The organism is Streptomyces rapamycinicus NRRL 5491 (genome assembly GCF_024298965.1).
Taxonomy (GTDB): Bacteria; Actinomycetota; Actinomycetes; order Streptomycetales; family Streptomycetaceae; genus Streptomyces; species Streptomyces rapamycinicus.
In genome coordinates, this window is record NZ_CP085193.1 from 11835579 (window position 1) to 11855552 (window position 19974).

The window sequence follows — 19974 nt, forward strand, 5'->3', positions numbered from 1 at the left end:
CCGCCCGGGGAAGACTCCCGCTCACCCCGCCCACGGCTTGTCCACCAGCGGTGTCCGGAGCCACCCCACGCCTCCGGTGCTCTCATCGGGCCTCAGCTCCAGCATGTGGCCACCGGGCCGATCCGAGGCCCGCGCGATCGCGCTCACCAGCCGCTCGGCGAGATCGGGGCCCTCGGCGTGGTCCATGCCGTCGACCGGCGCTCCGGCCCGTACGTCCTGGCGGACCTCGTCACCGCCGTGGAGGGGGCTGTACCGGACGGAGCCCCGCGTCAGGCGCCGTGGTCCGCGAACGGACCATCGGCGGCGAAGGCCAGCGCGGCGAAGCGTTCCCCGATACGGCGGTGGGTGGCCGCGTCCGGGTGGATCTCGTCGGGCAGCGGCAGCTCCACGGCATCGGCCTCGCCGTAGAGGTCGCGGCCGTCCAGGTAGTGGAGGTGGGGGTCGTCGGCCGCCCGCTGCTTGACGATCCGGGACAGCTCATCCCGGATGACGCCCAGCGTCAGCTTCCCGGCGGCGCGCTCGGCGGGGTCGCCGGTGGCCAGGAACCGCAGCTTTCCGGCGCTGAGCGCGCCGAAGTCGAAGGACGCGGGGCCGGGGGTGTCCTCGTGGATGGGGCACAGGATGGAGGAGACGACCAGCAGGGGTGTGGTCGGATGCCCCTCGCGGAGCGTGTCGAGGAAGCCGTGCACCGCCGGGCCGAAGGCACGCAGCCGCATCAGGTCGGCGTTGACCAGATTGATGCCGATCTTGACGCTGAGCAGATCGGCGGGGGTGTCCCGCATCGTCCGTGCGGTGAACGGGTCGAGCAGGGCGCTGCCGCCCAGACCCAGATTGATCAGTTCCACACCGCCGAGGGAGGCGGCGAGCGCGGGCCAGATGGCGGTGGGGCTCGCGGCGTCGGAGCCGTGGCTGATCGAACTGCCGTGGTGCAGCCACACCCTGCGGCCCCGGTCCGGTACGGGCTCGACGGGGGCGTCGGTGCGCAGGGCGACGAGCTCGGTGGTCTCGTTGTGCGGCAGCCAGATCTCGATGTCCTTGACGCCGTCGGGCAGGTCGGCGAAGCGGAGGGTACCGGCCGGGCCGGGGTGGGTCTCGGCGGTCCCGGCCGCCATGTCGATGGCCAGGGTATTGCCGCCGGCCACCGTGGACTGGGCGGTCGGACGGCCGTCGACCAGCAGGTCGTAGACGCCGTCCGGGCGGGGCGGGATGCCCGCGTAGACCCGCTTGGTGGGCAGCGTGTCCAGTTCGACGGCGGTGGCCCGGGTACGGAACACCAGCCGTACGCCGGACGGCTGGGCCTCCGCCATGGCGAGCTGCCCGTCGGCACACTGGGCGCGGGCCCAGGCGGGCAGCCGGTGCGGGAGCAGCCCGTGCGCGGTGCGCTCCAGGTCGAGGACGCCCCGCAGGATGTCGGCGGTGATGGGCGTGGTGATCCAGTGGTGCTCGGTGGTGTGCATCGTTCCAGCCTGTTGATCAGGGATGTATGCGTCGATCAGGGATGTATGTACGGATCGCGCGGACACGCGATGAGCGATGCGCGCCTCGTCAGGGCGCGGGCCAGTTCCGCAGCAGGGCGTCGAGGGCGTCCAGGGTCCGCGACCAGCTCTCCTGGCTGTCCGGGGCGCTGTGGCTGAACCCGCCCGCCATCTCGAGGCTGACGTAGCCGTGGAAGACGCTGCCCAGCAGCCGGACCGCATGCGTCTGGTCGGGTTCGGTCAGGTCGTAGCCGCGCAGAATCGCCCGGGTCATCTGTGCGTGCCTGACCCCGGCGCTGGCGGCCGCGGCCTCCGGGTCGAGCCTGAGCCGGGCCGCGGTGTAGCGGCCGGGGTGCTCGCGGGCGTAGTCGCGGTAGACGTTGGCGAAGGCGGTCAGGGCGTCCTTCCCGGCCCGTCCCGCCAGGGCGTCGGCGGCCCGGTCGGCGAGCTCCTCCAGGGCGAGCAGGGCGATTCTGGTCTTGAGGTCCTGGGAGTTCTTCAGGTGCGAGTAGAGACTCGCGACCTTGACGTCGAACCGTTTGGCCAGCGCCGAGACGGTCACCTGGTCGAAGCCGACCTCATCGGCGAGCTCCGCCCCCGCCCGGGACAGGCGTTCCGTGGTCAGTCCTGCCCGTGCCATACCCATCCTCTCCTCAGCCAGAATCGATTATGCGTTTGCCTAAGTCCTTTAGGCAAATTAGCGTGCGGCTCATGAAGCCGATGACTGAGCAAGAGATCCGTGCCGCGTTCGTGAACTGCACCAAGGGCGAGACCAAGCGCCTGTCCATCCCTCGCGACCTGGCCGACCGGCCCTGGGACGACCTGGACTACCTCGGCTGGCGAGATCCGCAGGCCCCCGACCGTGCCTATCTGGTCACCGTGCTGGACGGCCGCCCGATCGCCCTCGCGCTGCGCTGCCCCGGCCCCGCCTCCTGGCAGGCGCGGCGCAGCATGTGCTCGATGTGCCTGACCGCCCACACGGGCGGGGTGTCCCTGATGGTGGCGCCGAAGGCGGGGAAGGCCAGGCAGCAGGGCAACTCGGTGGGCGCCTACATATGCAGCGACCTCGCCTGCTCGCTGTATGTGCGGGGCAAGAAGGACGCGGGCGCCGGATCACGCCCGCAGGAGTCGCTCACCCTGGAGCAGAAGATCGACCGGACCGTGGCCAACGTCGCCGCGTTCCTCGCCAAGGTGACCGCGTAGCTCGTATCGCCGGGGGCATGCCACGGCCCGTGAGACAGCGGTGGTGCCCCGCACGCCACGGCGTGCGGGGCAGCGAACGGGGCGGACGCCAGCCGCAGTTGGTGGCGCGCCCAATCGGGGCTCGGAGTACCCGAAGTGCGCCGGACCCTTTCAATGTCAACTACCGGCGGCGGGAGTACCTTTGGGGAACCCTCCCACCTGACGAGTGTCAGCGGCGGCCCAGTACCTCGGCCACGCGGATGAACCCGTCCGTGCCATGGCCCAGCCCGATGGCGCGGCGGGTCATGCCCTCGGCCGCGCGCATCACCCCCGCGTCGATGCCGTGCCCCTCGGAGGTGTGGACGATATGGGCCATGGACGATACTCCCGAGGTCATCGGGTTGCCCTCGCCGGAGAAGGTACCGCCGTCCATCTCCTCCGCGGTCTCTTCGAAGAGCGGTGGAAGGATCGCGCCGATGCCCTTGGCGAAGGGTGCCAACTCCCGGGCACTGATCCCCTCCGCCCGCGCCACGGCCAGGGCGTGCGCATAGCCCGCCATCGCCGTCCAGAAGATGTCGAGCAGCGCGATGTCGTACGCCGCCGCCCGGCCGATCTCCTCGCCGAGGTGGGTATGGGTACCGGCCAGCGCCTCCAGTACGGGCCGGTGCTCCTGGTAGAGCTCCGCCGGACCGCTGTGGATGAACACCGAGGCGGGCGTTCCCATGGTGGTCGTCGGCGTCATGATCGCACCGTCGAGGTAGCGGATGCCGTGCCCGGCCGCCCAGTCCGCGGTGTCCCGGGCCCGGTCCGGAGTGTCCGCGCTCAGGTTCAGCACAGTGCGTCCCTTGAGCGCGTCGGTGACCGCATCGCGCCGCAGGATCGCGTCCGACGCGTCGTAGTTCACCACACACACCACGGTCAACGCGCTCGCGGCGACGGCCTCTTCCGCCGAGGACGCGCCAACCGCGCCCCGCTCGATCAGCTCCCGATCCCTGCCCGGCGTCCGGTTCCAGACCGTGATCCGCAGCCCGGCGTCCAGGAAAGCGTCGGCCAGGGCGCGGCCCATCGGCCCCAGACCGAGCACCGTGACGGCAGACTGTTCGGAGTACATGGACATGACTCAACCCCCATATGGATATACGCGTACATAGCGCGAAGGAAAAAGAGCGAAGATGACACGCAGCCGTGCTCAGGACACCAATGTCTGCGGAGTGACCGCCGCGATCTCCGTGATCGACGGCAAGTGGAAGACCGCCCTGCTCTGGGCGCTGGAGTCCGGACCGCATCGCCCCGGTGAGCTACGCCGGCGGTTGCCGGGTCTCAGCGAGAAGGTTCTGACTCAGGCGCTCCGTGAGATGGAGACGGACGGGCTGGTGCACCGGGAAGTCCACGATGTGCTGCCACTGAAGACCGTGTACTCCCTCACCGCGTTCGGCCGCGACCTCTCCCAGGCGTTGGCCCCGCTGTCCGATTGGGGACACCGTCGCCTGGAGAAGCTGGCCGAGGCCCAGTCGGCACCCTGACGCAACGCCACCTCCGTGTCATCCGGTCCGGCGGCCCTCCGACCGCCCACCACCAGATTCGCCGGACGGCGCGTCGGTGCCAAGTACCCACAAATAAGTGGGTACCGCGGATGACACGGGTCAGCCGGGTCGCATCGGCCGGCGTTATGTGCGCATGGACGCGCTGTGCGTTGATGAGGACGGGGTGTTCCGGGCCTTCGACGCCGGACGGGGGCGACCTCTACTCGGCCACTCCCTCAACCAGGAGGAGCCGCCGTTCCAGGGCCGTCTCGCGGAGCTCGAGCGCTTCGGCGTACTCAGAGGACGCGTACCACTCCTTGGCCCGGTCCGCGTCCGGGAACTCGACGACGACCACCCGCTGAGCAGCGGGCCAGATACCCTCCATGGCTTCGGGCGCGGCACCGCGGACGATATAGCGACCGCCGTAGCGACGGATGGAAGCCTCCGCCCTCGTCCGGTAAGTGTCGGCCAGTTCCTCGTCCAGTACCTCAACCTCAGAGATCACGTAAGCAGGCATGCCGGTCATGGTGCCAGGCTTGGCGCTGGGACCAATCGGGATTAGGTTGGTTGATGTCAAGCAACCAACTCCCGACGGGAGTGATGCTCGGTGGGTTGGACGACCGAGCGGCGTACGGCCGGAGCCGAAAGGGCCGTACGGCCCGATGACGACAGTGGTCCGGGGCCGCGCTACAAGTGGATCGCGCTGTCCAATACCACGCTGGGCGTCCTGATCGCGACGATCAACATCTCGATCATGCTGATCGCGCTGCCGGACATCTTCCGCGGCATCGGAGTGGATCCGCTGCGCCCGGGGAACACCAGCCTGCTGCTGTGGCTGATCATGAGCTATATGGTCGTCACCGCCGTGCTCGTGGTGAGCTTCGGACGGCTGGGGGACATGTTCGGCCGGGTGCGGATGTACAACCTGGGGTTCGCGGTCTTCACCGTGTTCTCCGTGCTGCTCTCCGTGACCTGGATGCACGGCACGTCCGGCGCGCTGTGGCTGATCGGGATGCGAGTGCTGCAGGGCGTGGGCGGCGCCATGCTGATGGCCAACTCCAACGCCATCCTCACCGACGCCTTCCCCGCCGATCAGCGCGGTCTCGCCCTGGGGCTGAACCAGGTGGCGGGCATCGCCGGATCCTTCATCGGGCTGATCCTGGGTGGACTGCTCGGCCCGCTCAACTGGCACCTGGTGTTCCTGGTCTCCGTCCCCATCGGGCTGTTCGGCACGGTCTGGGCGTATCTGAAGCTGCGGGACACCGGTGTGCGCACCCCGGCCCGGCTGGACTGGTGGGGCAATCTCACCTTCGCCATCGGCCTGATCGCCGTGTTGTCCGGTATCACCTACGGCATCCAGCCCTACGGCGGTCACACCATGGGCTGGGGCAACCCCTGGGTGATCGCCGCGATCGCCGGGGGAGTGGCGGTACTGGGCGTGTTCTGCCTGATCGAGAACCGGGTCGCGCAGCCCATGTTCCACCTGGGCCTGTTCCGCATCCGCGCGTTCACCGCCGGGAACGTGGCCAGTCTGCTGGCGGCGCTGGGGCGCGGTGGCCTGATGTTCATCCTGATCATCTGGTTGCAGGGCATCTGGCTGCCCCGCCACGGCTACGGCTTCGAGGAGACCCCGCTCTGGGCGGGCATCTACATGCTGCCGCTGACCATCGGGTTCCTGATCGCGGGCCCGTTCTCCGGCTGGGCCTCCGACCGGTTCGGCGCCCGTACGTTCGCCACCGGCGGGATGCTCCTGGCCGCCGCCACCTTCGTGGCCCTGGAGGAGCTGCCGGTGGACTTCGGCTATCCGGTGTTCGCCGCGATCCTGCTGGTCAACGGGATCGCCATGGGGCTGTTCAGCTCGCCGAACCGGGCGGCCATCATGAACAGCCTGCCGCCCGATCAGCGTGGAGTCGGCGCCGGGATCAGCACCACCTTCCAGAACTCGGCCACCGTCCTGTCCATCGGCATCTTCTTCTCCCTGATGATCGCCGGGCTCGCCGGTTCGCTCCCCGGCGCCCTCACCCACGGCCTGACCGCGGAGGGGGTCCCGGCCGGTGATGCGGCGAGGGTCGCCGCCCTGCCGCCGGTCGGGGTGCTGTTCGCCTCGCTGCTCGGCTACAACCCGGTGAAAACCCTGCTGGGGCCGCAGGTGCTCGACCATCTTCCCGCCCACCACGCCGCCTATCTCACCGGGCGCGGCTTCTTCCCGGCGCTGATCTCCCCGCCGTTCTCCCAGGGCCTGTCCGCCGCGTTCGACTTCGCCATCGCGGCATGTCTGGTGGCGGCGGTGGCGTCGCTGCTGCGGGGCGGGCGGTATGTGCACGGGGGCGGGCCGAAGGCGGGCCCCGGCGCACCGGCGGTGGTGGCGGCCGCCCCGGGCGGCGACGCGGGCACGGAGAGCGCCGAGAGCGCCGAGAACGTCACCGGAGACACGTCTCACCACCCGGCGCCCGCGTCCCGGCAGGAGGCGTCCCCTCCGGAGTCCGGGCCACCGCCCCCGTCGCCGCCACCATCGCCACCCGGCCAAGGACCGGGACCATCCTCAGAGGAGCCGAGATGACCGCGCTCGACCCCACCACCCCCGGGCCCGTTACCCCGGAATCCGTAACCCCGAATCCCGCCGCCCCGGAATCGGCGGAGCTGGCCGAGCGGCTCCGTACCGCCCTCCAGCATCTGCTCCCCGCCCTGCGGGGCGCCCGGAGCGAACACGGCGATCTCACCCCCAGCCGCCAGGCGGCCCTCGGAGCGCTCGCCACCCATGGCTCGATGCGCATCAGCACCCTCGCGACCCGGCTGGGCATCGCCCTGCCGACCACGTCCCGCATGGTCGAACTGCTCGACGCCGCCGACTGGATCGAGCGCACCCCCGACCCCGAGGACCGCCGGGCCAGCCTGATCGCCCTCACCGACACCGGCCGTGAACTCCTCGGCGCCGTGCGCCGAGAGGCCGCCACCCGGCTCGCCACGCGAATCGAGAAGCTGAGCCCCGAGGAGCGACAGACGCTGTCCGCCGCGCTGCCCGCCCTGGAGTCCCTGGCCGCCGACGGCTCCGCGGCGGCCGCCGATCCGGAGCGGCGGTAGACGCCCGACGCCAGTAGTACGCGGTGACGCGCAGCGGCCCCGCCTCGGATGGCCTCGCCGCCGCCGGGGCTACCGGCTCGGCGGGATTCGGTACACGGAGACGTGGGAGCGCGACTCGGCGGTGAATTCGCCGCCGCACCAGTCCGCGTGCCTGCTCTCCAACTCGAATCCCGCCAGCTGGGCCATCAGGTCGAGTTCGGCCGGCCAGATGTAGCGGTGCGGGCTGCGGGTCAGCCGGGCCTGCCGGGTGTCGTCGAACCGGAAGTGGTGTGAGACGACGTGCTGGCGCAGTACGTCGTAGGTGTCCAACCCGATGTAACCGGGCTCGGCTTGCCACACGGTGGCCGTCTGGCCCGGCGGGAGCTTGCGCAGCTCGGGCACCCAGAGCTCGATCACGAACCGGCCACCCGGCTCGAGGTGGCGGGCGGCGTTGCGGAAGCACTCGACCTGCTCGGCCTGGGTGAGCAGATTGGAGATGGTGTTGTAGACGAGATAGACGAGGGTGAAGCCCCCGGGAGCCACGGACGTCGCCATGTCGCCCACGATGACCGGGATCGCCGCTTCGTCGGCCCTGGTGCGCAGTTGCCGGACCATCGGACGCGACAGCTCGATACCGGTGACGGGAACGCCTCGTTCGGCGAGCGGAATGGCCACCCGGCCGGTGCCGATGGCGAACTCGAGCGCCGCTCCGCCGCCTGCGAGCTCGGCCAGGCGGTCCACGGTCGGCCTCAGGATCTCGGGCGCGAACATGCCCGTGCCGGGCGTGTCATAGCGCTGCGCGGCGTCGATGTCCCAGATCTCCTCCTGGTTCATGCCGTCACCCTTCACCGCCGGGGCACGCGATGTCCAACGAATTTGCCCCCGGGGCCCGGGTCCGGCCTCGCCCATGTGGTCGGCACCGCGCTTGACCTTCACATCATTCCCACACAACACCGTTGGCGCGCTGGGCTGTCGCGGGCACCCGGACGGGGTCGCCTGCTGAGGAAGGGGCCCTCCGTCGTGATCGTAGTAGCGGTCTCAGTGCTGCCCACGCTGGTTTTGATGTTGCTGGTCATGGACCGTGTCGAGGACTGGCTGTCCGGGTCCTCCCCGGCCCCGCCGCACGCACGCGAGCGGCGTCATCTGCGGTTGATCCCCGGCGCGGCGCGGAAATCGGGCTCCCGGCCGGTGACCGCGTCGTCCGAGCGGCGGTCGAAGGCCGCCTGAAGCCGGTGGCCGGGAGTAGGCGTGGCGGGCGCTACCGCCTCACCTGCCGTCCGCCCGGGTGGCGGCGGGACCGGTGGTGGAATCCGCGCCGCCCGGCTCATCCAGCGGGCCTCGGCTCGGCGTTCCTGGAGTGAGCGAGGAGGCGCCTGAGCCAGCGGGTGCGGGCGTTGCGCGCGTCCTCGCTGATGGCCGCCCGTGGTGCCCTGCCGTCGAAGCCGTGGTACGCGCCGGGCCATACGTGCAGTTCGGCCTGGCCGCCGGCCTGCCAGAGCCCGTTCGCGTACGCCACGTCCTCGTCGCGGAACATCTCCGCCGAACCGACGTCTATGAACGCCGGAGGAAGACCGGAGAGGTCCGTGCTGCGGGCGGGCGCCGCGTAGGGTGGCACGTCCGCCGCGCCGTAGCGGTCACCCAGCAGCGCCTTCCAGGCGGTCTCGCCGGAGACGAGGTCCCACATGCCGAGGCCCGACATCTGGTGGCTGGAGAAGGTGTGTCCGCGGTCGTCGAGCATCGGGCACAGCAGGAGCTGCCCGAGGATGCCGGGGCCGCCGCGGTCCCGGATCAGCAGGGCGAGGGCCGCCGCGAGGCCGCCGCCGGCGCTCTTCCCGCCGACGATGACGCGGTCCGCGTCGACGCCCAGTTCGACCGCGTGCCCGGCGGCCCAGAGGAGCCCCGCGTAGCAGTCCTCCAGCAGTCCGGGGTACCGCGTCCGCGGCGCCAGCCGGTATTCGACCGAGATGACGGCCATGTCCAGCGGGAGGACCCACTCGCGAAGGATCCGCGGAAGCACCGACCATGCGTTGCCCATGATCATCGCGCCGCCGTGCATGTAGTACAGCAGCGGCAGCGGCCCCTCGCGCCCGGCGGGCCGTACGCTCACCAGCGTGACATCGGGCCCGTCCCGCAGCCCCGGGACGGACAGCTCCGCCACCTCGAAGCGGCCGTCGGCCCGTAGGTCATCGGCCGTCGGCCTGGGCCGGGTCGCGGCGTCCCGCTCCTGCCGGGCGGCGAGATTTCCCGGAGTGACCGGCTCTCTCGGCCCGTTGCCCAAGGACTCGAGCGCGACGCTCAGCTCGGGGTCGAACGGAGGCACCGGCATCGGCCTCGGGACGGAAGGTCTTGTGTGGGGGAGGTCCATACCGCGCATCCAAGCATCCGGCGCCGCCCGGTGACACCGATGGCCACGGCGGCTCCTGCGTCCGTCGCGCGTTCGGTACGCCCGCGCCCCGGTCCCAGTCCCGGTCCCGGCCCCGGGAGATCGCGGGCGGTAGCATTTCGCCCGGGGGCCGCACCAGGGTCGACCGTGGCCGGGGGGAGACGTGGAGAGCACCGGGCATCACAGCGACTCACTCGTCGTGCTGACCGCGCTGGACGTGGAGTACGAGGCGGTCCGGGCACATCTGGTCGATCCGCGGCCGCGACTCCACCCGGCGGGCACCCTGTTCGAGGTCGGCCGGCTCGACGGTACGCCATGGTGGGTGGCGCTTGCCGAGCTCGGCGACGGCAACCAGGGGGCGGCCGTGCTGACCGAGCGGGCGATCACCATGTTCCGCCCGCGCGCCGTGGCATTCGTCGGGGTGGCGGGAGCCCTCAAGGGCGACGTGGAGCTCGGGGACGTCGTCATGCCCACGCATGTGTACGCGTACCACGGCGGCAAGGACGAGGACGGGGAGTTCCACTCCCGCCCGCGGGTCTGGCCGGTGCGTCAGGAACTCGACCAGCTGGCCCGCATGGCCCGCAGGTCCGGTGCGTGGACCGGTCTGCTCCGGGACCGCCCGCCCGGCGCCGCCCGCCCGGCCGTACACCTCAAGCCCGTGGCCGCCGGTGAGGTCGTCCTCAACTCGGCCGACTCGCCCCTGAGACGGCAACTGCGCAGCGACTACCAGGACGCCGCCGCCATCGAGATGGAGGGCGCGGGCGTGGCGCAGGCCGCCCATCTCAACGCCGCGTTACCCGCCCTGATCGTCCGCGGGATCAGCGACCGGGCCGATGGCGAGAAGTACGACGCGGACGCCGAGGGCTGGCAGTCCCGAGCGGCGCGCCACGCGGCCGCCTTCGCCTTCTCCGTCCTCCGTGAACTGCCACCCGGCGGCGGCCCCGCCGTCACACCTGGGCCGGTGACGCCCATGGACCCGGTACCGGAACGGTTCCCGGAAGGCCCGGCACCCCCAGATGCGGGAACCCCACCTGACACCGGACCGGCCGCGCACCGCCAACTCCTGCGCTGGGCACGGAGGTTCTCCGACGACCTGGACCTCGTGGACTCCCCGCGGCCGGACGGCGACACCGGCTCCGCACCGCAGCTCAGCGGCGGGCTGTATGTGCGACGCGCCATCCAGGACCGGGTGGTGGAGGCCCTCTACGACGACGATCCGAAGGCGGTCCTGGTGACCGGGGACGCGGGGAACGGGAAGAGCAGCCTGCTGTGGGGCCTCGCCCGGGACCTGACCGTTCTGGAGGACGCCGAGGTCTTCCTGGTGAACGCCGCCTGGCTGCTGCGCCCCCTGGGCGGCGTCTCCGCAACGCCCATGCTGACCCCCGCGGCCGTCGTGTCCGGGGCCACGCACGCCCGGACGCGGGGGCGTACCCCCGTCGTGCTCCTCGACACCGCCGATCTGCTGCTGCACGACGACCACCACGAGATGACCCTGCTCGACCTGTGCGAGGACCTCGCCGCCGCCGGTGCCCGCCTGGTGCTGACCTCCCGTCCGGAGGAGGCGAACCGGCTGCGCACCGGCTTCCTCCGGATGTCGCTCGGCCCCTACGACGACGGCGAGATCCCCCACGCCATCCGTGGCCACGCCGCGCTCTACTGCCCCGACGCCGTTCCCCGGGACGACGGGGCACGGGTGCGGAGGCTGATGGAGCCCGTGGCCCGCGGACTGCCGGTGCGCGAGGTGTGCCGAAGCCCCCTCCAGCTGCGGCTGCTGTTCGAACTCGCCCGGGACGACGGGGCGTTCCCCAGCGCCGAGATCGACGCCACCGGCCTCTACCGCCGCTACTGGGACCACCGGGTCGTCACCGACCGGCGCCATCACGGCAACCAGAGCGCCACGGCGCCGGAGGACCTCTCCTCGATCACCGGCGCGATCGCCGTCGTGCTGATGTCGGCGGGCCGTACCGAGCTGTCACGCGGGGACCTGGTCGAGCGGCTCACCTCGCCGCACGGCGGCCCACGCCCCGCGTGGCCGTACGAACCCGCCCGCGTCCGGTCGTCCCTGGATCTGCTGATCGACCGGGGTGTGCTGGGCAGGGGAGCCTCGGATGCCATCCACTTCTTCCACCAGACCATGTTCGAGTACGCGGCGGCGCGCGGCCTGCTGCACCTCACCGGGGCACCGGCGCTGCTGTCCCTGTGCGAGTGGGTCGGATCCCATCCCCGTGACTTCTTCGTGGGGGCGATCCTCGAACAGCTCCTCATGCTCGCCGCGGGATCCGAACGGTATCGCGGCCCGGTGCGGGACACGCTGATCCGTATGGCGGCGCACGAGGACGCCATGATCCTGCACACCGTCGCCGTGGCCGTCGCGGCCCGGAACCCGGCCGTGGGCGTGCCCGTCGAGCCGCTGCTCGCGACGGCGCCGCACGGTGTCGCGCGACGATATGCGGTGCTGGCCCCGACCGTGCGCGAGACGGACGTCGACGCCCTGCTCCCGCGGCTCCACGGGCTGTGGCAGAGACAGGAGCCCAGCCTGCAAGGGGCCGTGCTCGAAGCGCTGGAACGGCTGGCCGCCCAGAACTCGCTCGCGGTCCACGCCGCGCTCGCCGACTGGGGCTGCGTACGGGAGCTGACCGGCCGCCGTACGGCCGGCGCGGGCCTCGACGTCCTGCCCCGGCTGCTCGTGCTGACGTCACACGTCGATGTGGCGTCAGCCCGGACGGGACTCATGGAGATGCTCGACTTCGCCCTGACCCGGGGGCTGTCGGAGCTGGCCTCCGGCGTGATGACCCTCTGGGCACGGCACTGGGAAACACTGGGCTCGGTGGAATGGGCCGCAGCCGTCCAGGAGCGTCTCCAGCGTGTGCGCCTCGCGCGGAAGTCGTACGACGTCGAGCTCTTCCAAACGGCCCTGGCCAGGGTGGTGGCCGCCTCCTGGACCCACGACCAGGGACTTCCGGGTGACCACGGACTCCCCGCCGACGGCCCCGACGGCGGTCCCGGCACCACGCCCCACCCCTGGATCCGCCGCCTCGACGCCGCGGTGGCGCTCCTCGAAGCGGACGACCACGACACCGCGGGCAACGCCGGACTCATCGCCGCCACAGCCGTCCTGACCACTCTTCCGCCCGGCCACTGGGCCATCGAGGCCACCCTGGACCGCTGTCTGGCGATGACCGGGCCGGGAGCGCCGCACGCGCTCCAGCACCGGATGGTCTTCCCGCTGCTGCTCAGCGCCGACTGCGCCGCTGCGGAACGCCTCGTCCACCGGCTCGCCGCCATGCTCAAGGCGCTGCCCTGCCCCGAGAACCAGCCGGTCACGCCCTCGCAGCGGCTCGCGCTGGTGGCCCGCCGCGTCCTCGCCCACCGCGACGTACCCGCGTATCGCGTGCGGCAGGTTCTGGAACGCTCCGGCTGGGAGGCCGACTCCGAGCTGTGGCTGTCCCGGGACGGCCTGGCCACGCTCCTCCTGCCGGCCGCACTCGGCGGTCACCCCACCGCCGTGAGCAGGATCGAGAAGGCGACGACCGCCCCGGCCGCCGCCCGGAGCCTCATCCGCCAATCCCTGCACCGGGCGGTCACGGACGCCGGGCTCCACACCGAGCGCCACATCGGCCTGCTGGTGAACCTGTCGCTCATCGACGCCGACACCGTACTCCTGGAGGCCATCACCACCGGCCGGGCCAAGAAGGGCACCGGTCCGCTGCCGCCCCTCGCCCATGAGCGGGTGCTGGCCGCGCTACGGGCATCGGCACCCGCCCTCACCGGGCTGATCGCGGACGAGATCGCCGAGGGCAACAGCGGAAAGCGGCAGCGCCAGGCACTCACGCTCTGGGAGTGCTCGGTGTCCGCCGGCGTCCTGCCCGCGCCCGGCCTGACCGAACTCCTGCCCCGGTACCGCACCTTCTCCGACCAGAAGACCCGTGCGGCCCTCCTCGGGCTGGTGGGAACCATCGCGGCACTCGAACCCGCCCAGTACGGCACGGCACACACCTTCCTCTCGGAGCTGGTGTTCGACGCCACGGGAGGCATCCTCCTCCTCGACGACGCGTCGGCCGCCACCCGGAACGCCGCCCGCAAGGCCCTGCTCCAGGCCGCCTGCGAGTCCGGCCCGCTCACCCCCACGGCTCTCAACACGGCCCTCGACCTGGCCTTCGCCCCACCCACCGACGCCGGACTGATCAGCGGGCTCGGCCAGCTGGTGCGGCGGCTCAGCGCCGCACACGGCGCGGCACCCGCCGCCGAACTGCTGATCCGTGTCATCGGCGCGGCCGTGGCCTCGCAACAGGGCCGCGCCGCGGAGAACCACCTGGCGAAGGCACTCCGTGGCGCGATGGACAGCGTCTTCGACCGCGGTTCCCCGGCCGTGTACCGGAGACTGTGGGAGCACCTCAAGGAGCGCGGCCCGGAGGACGACGCCGATCGCGTGGTCTTTCCGGAGCGGTACGCCCTGGGGCTGGTGAGCTGCGCGATCCGCCGCTCGTACGCGACAACGCGCCAGGATCTGGAGGCACTTGTCGCCGATCCACGGGTGCCGCGTCCCACCAAGATGTGGATCGGCGACCAGCTCAGCGCCCGGTCGCGGGAACACACCGAACACGACCTCGGCTGGGTGCTGGGTGGCCGGACGGCCCGGCAGCCAGTGGCAGGATGCTCGCGGTAGTCGTCATCGAGGTCACGGGTGCGTGCGGGGCCCCGTTCGATCGCGGGAAGCCGAAGGAGCCCGATGAGCCGGAAGAACCACCATGTCGTCGTGCTCGTGCTCGACGGTGCGAAGCCACTCGACGTCGGCATCCCCGCGCAAGTGTTCTCCAACCGCCCGAGCATGCCGTACGAGCTGCGGGTGTGTGGCGCCGCGCCCGGACCGGTGACCGGTGGCGAAGGACTCTCGTACCACGTGGCCGAGGGACTCGAGGCGTTCGAGCACGCCGACACCGTCTTCATCCCCGGCTACCGGGAGCCGGCGACCACGGAACCACCGGCGGCGGTCGTCCGCGCGCTGACGGCCGCCCACGAGCGTGGCACCCGGCTCGCGGCCATCTCCACCGGGGCGTTCGCGCTGGCGGCCACGGGTCTGCTCGACGGCAAGCGGGCGACGACCCACTGGCACTACACCAAGGCTCTCGCCGAACGGCATCCGCTCGTGCGGGTGGACGAGAACGTGCTGTTCGTGGACGAGGGCGACGTGCTCACCTCGGCGGGCGCGGCATCCGGCATCGACCTCTGTCTGCACCTGGTGCGCCGTGACCACGGCGTCGGGCTCTCCAACCACGTGGCGAGACGGCTGGTGGCGGCGCCGTATCGCAGCGGGGGACAGGCACAGTACGTGCCCCGGAGTGTGCCCGAACCGCTCGGCGACCTGTTCGCGAGCACGCGGGAGTGGGCCCTGGCACACCTCGCCGAGCCACTGACCCTCGAAGCGCTCGCCCGCAACGCGCGGGTGTCGGCGCGCACCTTCTCCCGGCGGTTCGTGGAGGACACCGGCTACACACCGATGCAGTGGGTGCTCCGGGCGCGCGTGGACGTGGCGCGTGAGCTGCTCGAACGCACCGATCTGAGCGTGGAGCAGATCGCCGGCCGGGTCGGGCTCGGCACCGGCGCGAATCTGCGTCTGCACTTCCACCGCATTCTCGGCACCTCCCCGACGGAGTACCGCCACACCTTCTCGGCCTGACACCCCCGCCGAGCGCCGTTCATGTGAAGGGGTGCGGTGGCTGTGGCGAGATCCTTGCGTGTGGTGGCGTTCATGCCGCTGTCGGCCGGGGATCCGGATGCCGACGATGGGGGCGGAAACGAAAGGAATCTCCATGACCCGCATCGCCATCAATGGATTCGGCCGCATCGGACGCAACACCCTCCGTGCCCTGCTGGAGCGCGACAGCGACCTCGAGGTGGTCGCCGTCAACGACCTCACGGCCCCCGAGTCCCTCGCCCATCTGCTCAAGTACGACAGCTCGCTCGGCCCCCTCGGCCGCTCCGTCGAGGTCGACGGAACCGACCTCGTCGTCGACGGCCGCCGCGTCAAGGTGCTCGCCGAGCGAGAGCCCGCCGACCTGCCGTGGGCCGAGCTCGGCGTCGACATCGTGCTCGAGTCCACCGGCCGCTTCACCGCGGCGGACGCCGCCCGCGCGCACCTCCGTGCCGGTGCCCGGCGCGTGCTGGTGAGCGCCCCCTCCGCCGGTGCCGACGTCACGCTCGCCTACGGCGTGAACACCGATGCCTACGACCCCGCCGAGCACGTGATCGTCTCGAACGCCTCGTGCACCACGAACGCGCTGGCCCCGCTGGCAGCCGTACTGGACGACCTGGCCGGGATCGAGCACGGCTTCATGACCACGGTGCACGCCTACACCCAGGAGCAGAACCTCCAGGACGGCCCCCACCGCGACCTGCGCCGCGCCCGCGCCGCCGGGGTGAACATCGTGCCCACCACCACCGGGGCAGCCAAGGCCATCGGCCTGGTGCTGCCGAACCTCGACGGCAAGCTGTCGGGCGACTCGATCCGGGTACCGGTGCCGGTGGGCTCGATCGTGGAGCTGAACACCGCGGTCTCCCGGGAGGTCAGCCGCGACGAGGTGCTCGCGGCCTACCGCGCCGCCGCCGACGGTAAGCTCAAGGGCGTCCTCGACTACTCCGACGAGCCGCTCGTCTCCAGCGACATCACCCGCCGCCCGGCGTCGTCCATCTTCGACGCCGCCCTCACCCGCGTCGACGGAAAGCACATCAAGGTGGTGGCCTGGTACGACAACGAGTGGGGCTTCTCGAACCGCGTCATCGACACGCTCGAACTGCTCGCACGCGACTGAGCGGCCCGACTGACCGGCCGTGAGGGGCCGGAAACCACCGGCCACCGTGAGGGGCCGGGGCCCACCGGCCCTTCACCGGGCGTCTGCGCCCGAGCCGCGCGTTCGTTCAGGCGCGGTCCGCGCCCCGGGGGGAGGGCCGGGTGCGTGTCGCGTGGATGGAGCCGAGCAGATGCAGCGCCTCCGCGCTGCCGCTTCCGGGCTCCGCGTGGTAGATGACGAGTTGCTGGCCCGGGGCCTCCCGTACGTCGAACGACTGGTAGCCGAGGGTGAGGGGGCCGACGTCGGGGTGCAGGAACCGCTTGGCCTCCTGGGTCTTGCCGCGCACGGTGTGGCTGTCCCACAGGCGCGCGAACTCCGCGCTGTCCTCGGTGAGGGTGTTCACCAGCCCGCGCAGGCGCGGATTGTCCGGCTCGTAGCCCGCCGCGTGGCGCAGATTGGCGACGGTGGCCTGTGCCGCCCGGTCCCAGTCCTGGTAGAAGGCGCGCCCCGCGGGGTCCGCGAACGCCATGCGGGCCAGGTTGTCCGCCGGGTGGAACGGCGAGTAGAGGGCGTCGGCCAGCGCGTTGGTGGCGAGGATGTCCAGGGTCCGGTTGAGCACGAAGGCAGGTGTGTGCGGATAGCCGTCCATCAGCTGCCGCAACCCGGGACTGACCTGGTCGGGCACGCGGGCGGCGGGTTCGCCGGGCACCGTGCCGCCGAGCCGGTACAGATGGTCCCGGGCGTCGCCGTCGAGGCGCAGCGCGCGGCTGAGCGCGTCGAGCACCTGCGCGGAGGGGTGGCGCTCCCGGCCCTGTTCCAGGCGGGTGTAGTAGTCGGCGTTGACACCGGCCAGCACCGCGACCTCCTCACGGCGCAGCCCGGGAACGCGGCGGGTGCCGTGGCTCGCCATCCCGACCTCTTCGGGCCGAAGTCCTGACCTGCGGCTTCGCAGGAATTCTCCAAGGTCGTTGTCACCCATACCGCCAGGCTACGAAACGCCACGACCGGCTGCCTGGGTGTGTCGCACCCAGGCAGCGGGCGTCCTGGCCGGTCCATGGGGCACCGCCCAGACTCGGTGGCGCGGGACGACCCCCGCCGCTTTCCGCAGCGGCACCGAAGAAGGGCGGCACCATGACGACAACCACTCACTCCGTCGACTCCGCGGAGTTCACGGGCAGGATCGCCCTGGTCACCGGGGCGGCACGCGGCGTCGGCAAGGAGACCGTCCGGCTGCTGCACCGCCGCGGCGCGCGGATCGTCGCCGTCGACCGGCGCCACGAGGTGCAGGAACTGCCCGGGGACTTCCCGGGCGTGCGCCCCCTGGTCGGCGACATCACGGACGAGGCGACCGCCCACCGCGCGGTGCGGGAAGCCGTCGATGCCTTCGGCGGCCTGGACATCCTGGTCAACAACGCCGGGCGCACCCTCAACAAGCCGGTCACGGAGACGACGGTGGAGGACTGGGACACCGTGCTGGCGGTCAACGCCCGGGGCTCCTTCCTCTTCGCCCGTGAGGCATTCCGTGCCATGAAGGAGCGCGGTGGCGGAGCCATCGTGAGCACGGGTTCCTACACGTGCACCGTCGCACTGCCGGAGGGCGCCGCATACAGCGCCTCCAAGGGTGCCCTGGCCCAATTGACGAAGGTCCTCGCCGTGGAAGGCGGGCCGCTGGGGATCCGGGCGAACATCGTGGCCGCGGGTGTCATCGAGACGGATTTCCTCGATGCGTTCCGCCCCGACAGCCGTGCGTACCTGGCGTCCTTCGCCGACGCGCAGCCGCTCGGCCGGGTGGCCCAGCCCGAGGAGATCGCCGAAGTGCTCTGCTTCCTCGCCTCGCCGCGCTCCAGCTTCGTCACGGGCGCGATGGTCGCGGCGGACGGCGGCTTCACCGCGATCTGATCGGGGGCCCGCGCCATTTCTCCATGTAGTGCTATACGAGATATGACCGGAATGGTGAATACACTCCATGAGCACTAATGGAATGGGCAATTCCATTAGTGCTCATTCCTTGACTTGTGACTTGCGTCACAAGCGCATCATCAATGGATCACATTTTCGTATCCCTGTGAAACGATGCCTCGGTGCTGGCCTCGAAGTAGCTCATCGCGAGACATCACCGATCCACCGGTCCACCCGAATCCATTTCGGGCGGCAGTACGGCAATGACTTCTTCAAGTTTTGGCCAGCCGTAACGGGGAGGCGAGAATGCCGGCGATGATTGTTATCGGGTACAGAGGCGATCTCGATCAGGCACTGCGGCGCCGCGGCATTGATCCTTACTATATTGTCCAGGTGCCGGCGAGCCCGCCGAAGAGTCGGAGATTCACATGGGTCGCCGACATGGAGAACGCCCAGGAAATCTTCCGAGCGGTGCTGTCCGCGGACATTGACGAAGTGGCCGGGGTGCTGAGCGTCCATGAAATGGGCGTATTCGGGGCAACCTACTTACGGCAGCAGCTGAACCTTCCCGGGAATGCCGATTCCAGGACGGCTCTCCACTTCCGGGACAAGCACCTCCAGAAGAGCATGCTGCCGCCTGGGATCAGGCGAGCGCGCTGCCGTCACGTGCCCATGGGCACGTCGTTCACGGAGCTCGCCGACGATCTGGGAGAGGTCTTCGTGGTCAAGCCGGCGACCGGAGCCGGCGCTCTCCGTACGAACATCGTGCGCACCCCGGAAGAGTACGCACAGGCCCTGACGCCCTTCACCGGTCAGTCGGATGTCGAGATCGTCGCCGAGTCCTTCATGGACGCTCCGGAGGTCTATCTCGACGGTGTCTGGGAAAAGGGCGACCTTCAGTGGTCGTCCATGAGCAGCTATCACACCTCACCGCTCAGGGCCGTACAGGGCGGCATCCTGTCCGCGTACGTCCTGGACCGGAAGCGGCATTCCGTCTTGTTCGATGAGATGGAGACGCTCGCCGGGCAAGCGCTCACCAGTCTGAACGCGCCTGACTGTGTATTCCATATGGAAGCGTTCACGGCAGAAGAAGGGCTGACCTTCGGCGAGTGCGCCATCCGCCTCCCCGGGGCGCTGTCCCCTCAGGTCAATCAGCTGACATACGGCGTCGATCTCTTTGACGTCGAAATCAGTCTCGCGCTGGGGGAGGGGGCGACTAGGGCCCTGGGCGGCCGGCATGGGCCGGAGCGCTTCCATGGATACATTCTTCTGCGCCGCCCCAACGGGTGCAATTTAACCCAGATCGACTTTGAGCGGAACTTCCTTTTCGATGAGATCGTCTACGATTCATCGCCTGATGCGCCGGTCGGGCCGTATGGCCGCGTGGGACAGGCCGTCGTCTCCGACCCGGATGAGCTGAAACTGCAGAAGACGATCGAGGACATCGTGCGATTCAACGAGGTCGGATCCACCTGATCTGACGGCCGGTCCCACCGGGCCACCGGCCCGGGACATCCCGGCGCCGGCCCAGTCGCCCCCACCTCGATCACATGTGCCGCGGGCGCCAAGCTCCGCCCGCCCCAGCCGCGTTCAGCCGCGTCCCCACGATCCGCACCACCGTCGACGGCGATGTCAGAGCCCGGCCCCGGTGCCCTTCCCCGGCG

Annotated in this window: 18 protein-coding genes; 10 read left to right on the plus strand and 8 right to left on the minus strand. The window is 70.8% G+C overall.

The window, feature by feature from the left end; translation table 11 throughout:
• Positions 1–21: 21 nt before the first annotated feature.
• From LIV37_RS48670 to LIV37_RS48680, 3 genes are all read right to left on the minus strand, one after another.
• The gene (locus LIV37_RS48670; protein ID WP_020874459.1) at positions 22–186 is read right to left on the minus strand and encodes a hypothetical protein; all 165 of its coding nucleotides are present in this window, start codon (positions 184–186) and stop codon (positions 22–24) included.
• Positions 187–269: 83 nt separating this feature from the next.
• Complete coding sequence (locus LIV37_RS48675) at positions 270–1457, minus strand: GDSL-type esterase/lipase family protein (protein WP_020874460.1); 1188 nt, start codon at positions 1455–1457, stop codon at positions 270–272.
• Positions 1458–1545: 88 nt separating this feature from the next.
• Positions 1546–2115 (minus strand): TetR/AcrR family transcriptional regulator, encoded by a 570-nt coding sequence (locus LIV37_RS48680; RefSeq protein ID WP_020874461.1) that lies wholly within the window; start codon positions 2113–2115, stop codon positions 1546–1548.
• Positions 2116–2186: 71 nt separating this feature from the next.
• On the opposite strand from LIV37_RS48680, the gene LIV37_RS48685 reads away from it, so the two are divergent.
• Positions 2187–2678 carry an FBP domain-containing protein gene (locus tag LIV37_RS48685; protein ID WP_121826703.1) on the plus strand — a complete coding sequence of 164 codons (492 nt, stop codon included), beginning with the start codon at positions 2187–2189 and terminating at the stop codon, positions 2676–2678.
• A 208-nt stretch (positions 2679–2886) separates the two neighbouring features.
• Here the strand turns inward: LIV37_RS48685 and LIV37_RS48690 are convergent, their stop codons facing one another.
• Positions 2887–3774 carry an NAD(P)-dependent oxidoreductase gene (locus LIV37_RS48690; protein ID WP_121826487.1) on the minus strand — a complete coding sequence of 296 codons (888 nt, stop codon included), beginning with the start codon at positions 3772–3774 and terminating at the stop codon, positions 2887–2889.
• 55 nt (positions 3775–3829) lie between these two features.
• Here LIV37_RS48690 and LIV37_RS48695 point away from each other — a divergent pair, with 55 nt between their 5' ends.
• Positions 3830–4180 carry a winged helix-turn-helix transcriptional regulator gene (locus LIV37_RS48695; protein ID WP_020874464.1) on the plus strand — a complete coding sequence of 117 codons (351 nt, stop codon included), beginning with the start codon at positions 3830–3832 and terminating at the stop codon, positions 4178–4180.
• 220 nt (positions 4181–4400) lie between these two features.
• On the opposite strand, the gene LIV37_RS48700 is transcribed toward LIV37_RS48695, so the two are convergent.
• Positions 4401–4706 carry a DUF1330 domain-containing protein gene (locus LIV37_RS48700; RefSeq protein WP_202979693.1) on the minus strand — a complete coding sequence of 102 codons (306 nt, stop codon included), beginning with the start codon at positions 4704–4706 and terminating at the stop codon, positions 4401–4403.
• Between the two features lie 81 nt (positions 4707–4787).
• On the opposite strand from LIV37_RS48700, the gene LIV37_RS48705 reads away from it, so the two are divergent.
• Both LIV37_RS48705 and LIV37_RS48710 read left to right on the plus strand, forming a co-directional pair.
• On the plus strand, positions 4788–6740 hold the full coding sequence (locus LIV37_RS48705; protein WP_020874466.1) for an MFS transporter: 1953 nt from the start codon (positions 4788–4790) through the stop codon (positions 6738–6740).
• Positions 6737–7261 carry a MarR family winged helix-turn-helix transcriptional regulator gene (locus tag LIV37_RS48710; protein WP_020874467.1) on the plus strand — a complete coding sequence of 175 codons (525 nt, stop codon included), beginning with the start codon at positions 6737–6739 and terminating at the stop codon, positions 7259–7261. The genes LIV37_RS48705 and LIV37_RS48710 overlap by 4 nt, the downstream gene beginning before the upstream one ends.
• Before the next feature lie 69 nt (positions 7262–7330).
• On the opposite strand, the gene LIV37_RS48715 is transcribed toward LIV37_RS48710, so the two are convergent.
• Positions 7331–8074 carry a class I SAM-dependent methyltransferase gene (locus LIV37_RS48715; RefSeq protein WP_020874468.1) on the minus strand — a complete coding sequence of 248 codons (744 nt, stop codon included), beginning with the start codon at positions 8072–8074 and terminating at the stop codon, positions 7331–7333.
• A gap of 186 nt (positions 8075–8260) precedes the next feature.
• Here LIV37_RS48715 and LIV37_RS48720 point away from each other — a divergent pair, with 186 nt between their 5' ends.
• Positions 8261–8467, plus strand: coding sequence for a hypothetical protein (locus LIV37_RS48720; protein WP_148717919.1), 207 nt, complete (start codon positions 8261–8263; stop codon positions 8465–8467).
• 97 nt (positions 8468–8564) lie between these two features.
• Here the strand turns inward: LIV37_RS48720 and LIV37_RS48725 are convergent, their stop codons facing one another.
• The gene (locus tag LIV37_RS48725; RefSeq protein ID WP_020874470.1) at positions 8565–9566 is read right to left on the minus strand and encodes an alpha/beta hydrolase; all 1002 of its coding nucleotides are present in this window, start codon (positions 9564–9566) and stop codon (positions 8565–8567) included.
• 220 nt (positions 9567–9786) lie between these two features.
• Between LIV37_RS48725 and LIV37_RS48730 the strand changes: the two genes are divergently transcribed.
• The 3 genes from LIV37_RS48730 (at position 9787) to gap (ending at position 16432) form a co-directional block, all read left to right on the plus strand.
• Positions 9787–14289: a 5'-methylthioadenosine/S-adenosylhomocysteine nucleosidase gene (locus tag LIV37_RS48730; protein WP_020874471.1), complete on the plus strand. Its 4503-nt coding sequence runs from the start codon at positions 9787–9789 to the stop codon at positions 14287–14289.
• A gap of 63 nt (positions 14290–14352) precedes the next feature.
• Positions 14353–15300 carry a GlxA family transcriptional regulator gene (locus tag LIV37_RS48735; RefSeq protein ID WP_020874472.1) on the plus strand — a complete coding sequence of 316 codons (948 nt, stop codon included), beginning with the start codon at positions 14353–14355 and terminating at the stop codon, positions 15298–15300.
• Positions 15301–15433: 133 nt separating this feature from the next.
• Positions 15434–16432: a type I glyceraldehyde-3-phosphate dehydrogenase gene (gene gap, locus LIV37_RS48740; RefSeq protein ID WP_020874473.1), complete on the plus strand. Its 999-nt coding sequence runs from the start codon at positions 15434–15436 to the stop codon at positions 16430–16432.
• A 106-nt stretch (positions 16433–16538) separates the two neighbouring features.
• Here gap and LIV37_RS48745 read toward each other — a convergent pair whose 3' ends face one another.
• Entirely contained in the window at positions 16539–17390 is an 852-nt protein-coding gene (locus LIV37_RS48745; protein WP_121826485.1) for a helix-turn-helix transcriptional regulator, read from the minus strand.
• A gap of 152 nt (positions 17391–17542) precedes the next feature.
• On the opposite strand from LIV37_RS48745, the gene LIV37_RS48750 reads away from it, so the two are divergent.
• Both LIV37_RS48750 and LIV37_RS48755 read left to right on the plus strand, forming a co-directional pair.
• A complete protein-coding gene (locus LIV37_RS48750; RefSeq protein WP_020874475.1) occupies positions 17543–18310 on the plus strand; it encodes an SDR family NAD(P)-dependent oxidoreductase in 768 nt (255 codons plus the stop codon).
• Between the two features lie 306 nt (positions 18311–18616).
• Entirely contained in the window at positions 18617–19786 is a 1170-nt protein-coding gene (locus LIV37_RS48755) for an ATP-grasp domain-containing protein (protein ID WP_020874476.1), read from the plus strand.
• Positions 19787–19974: the final 188 nt, after the last annotated feature.